Genomic DNA, 1,806 nt, shown 5'->3' with positions numbered 1-1,806 from the left:
CTCCAAGAAGCTGGATGCCGGAACACTGGCCGATGGTGAAACAACCGCCCTTGCCAGCTACGCCGCCCTCGTCATTCCGCAGGACATGGAGGACAAGAAGTTCATAGCTATCACCCTGACTGATGGCAATACCTATTATTATACCCCGAGAAACGCCGAAGCCAACCTGCAGAGCGGACAGCAACATACGTATGACATCACCGTGAAGTACGGCTATCTGGAAGTGGGCGTTTCCACTTCTCCCCAATGGTCAGGTGATTCCGATGAAGATTCCGAAGAAGTAACCGGCAATGCGCAAACCGTCACCCCCGGCACGGACGGCAACGGCAGCGGCTGGACACAAGACGGCAGCAGCGGTGAAAACATAACCGGTACAGAAAGACAATAACAATCCATAACAATCATTTATAAACATCCCAAATATGAAAAAGAATATATTGAATATCTCCTTATTTACGCTGTTGTCCGCTGTTGTTCTGTGCGGTTGCAGCAATGATGACGAACTGACCGTAGCCGCCACCGACGGCACCACGCTTACCGTTACAGCCCGTGCGGACGGCTTCGCCCCTACGGACGGAACTCCGCAAACCGGTACTCCGCAAACCCGCGCTTCGGAAAGCGGTTACACCACCACCTTTACCAACGGCGACAAAATAGGCGTGTTTGCCGTGAAGAACGGTAGCGTAATTACCGGTTGCCAGAATGTGCTGCTCACTTACGACGGTGAGAAGTGGAACGGTAGCGTAATCTATAAATATGCCGACGCCACCTACTTTGCCTACTACCCGTATAATGAGAATTTGAGTACGGAAAGCATAACCGATGTAAGCGGTATCGTCTCGGCTTTCACCACCACCGTAAGCGGCACCACCGACCAAAGCACCTATGACAACTATACCGCTTGCGACCTGATGACGGCATCAGGTGACGATGCATCCGTAAGCGGCAACTCCCTCTCTTTCAAATTCTCTCACGTGATGTCCTTGATAGAGATTTCCCTTCCGGTGCAGAAGTACAAGACTTCGGAAGATGCCAATGCTTATAAGTATTCCGCCCCCGTCCTCGATCCCACGTTCAGCCTCACTCTAAGTAGTGGCGGCGATGCAACAACAATTACTCCTTATTATATGGGCAATGGCATTTACCGCTACATCGTTCCCGCCGGTAGTTCCACCGCCGTCAGCGGTGCGTTTAATACAGCCGAAGGCAAGACCATCAAATACTCAAAAAGCAGCCTTTCCTTGTCCGCCGGTAATTACAAGCGGCTGAATGTGACATACGATACTCCTACAGTACGTGCCCTTGCCGTAGGTGACTACTACTACTCCGACGGCAACATCTGCCCCGGCGATGCAAGCAATCCTCCGAGCGAAGGTTGCATCGGTGTAGTCTATTGCGTGGATAACAGCTTTATTACGGAAAAAAGTACCAACAAATCGGAGGGTGGTTTCATTCATGGCCTTGTAGTAGCCTTGAAGGATGCGAGTACTTCTTCTACTTGGCACAATGCCGGTAGTGCCGCTTCCAATTATGGCAATACAGTAGCTGTCCCTTCCGGCAGTAGCGGTTGGTATCTCCCTAATTTGGATGAATTGAAGTACATTTGCTGGGGAAATGATAGCAGCCAGAGTACTAGTGGAAAGAATAATTTGAACACTCTATTTGACAAATTGAGCGATAGCAGCGCAAACGCTTTCGGCGAAGTCGGCTATTGGTCGAGTACGGAGGGCGACGGCCGCGGCCGCGCTGGCTTCGTGTACTTCCCCGATGGCAGCGCTACTTGGCAGTATATGGTCGCCGGCTTCT

2 protein-coding genes are annotated in these 1,806 nt (G+C 51.3%); both read left to right on the top strand.

The features are described from left to right. On the top strand, positions 1-388 hold a 388-nt coding region (locus BN161_RS20950; RefSeq protein WP_044269956.1), incomplete at its 5' end, for a fimbrillin family protein. Between the two features lie 34 nt (positions 389-422). Continuing rightward, positions 423-1,806: fimbrillin family protein (locus BN161_RS20945; protein ID WP_044269954.1), on the top strand; the 1,384-nt coding region annotated here is incomplete at its 3' end.

Source organism: Bacteroides timonensis, from assembly GCF_000513195.1.
Lineage (GTDB): Bacteria > Bacteroidota > Bacteroidia > Bacteroidales > Bacteroidaceae > Bacteroides > Bacteroides timonensis.
Note: the sequence above shows the minus strand (reverse complement) of the source record. Positions and strands in the feature narration are given on the sequence as shown.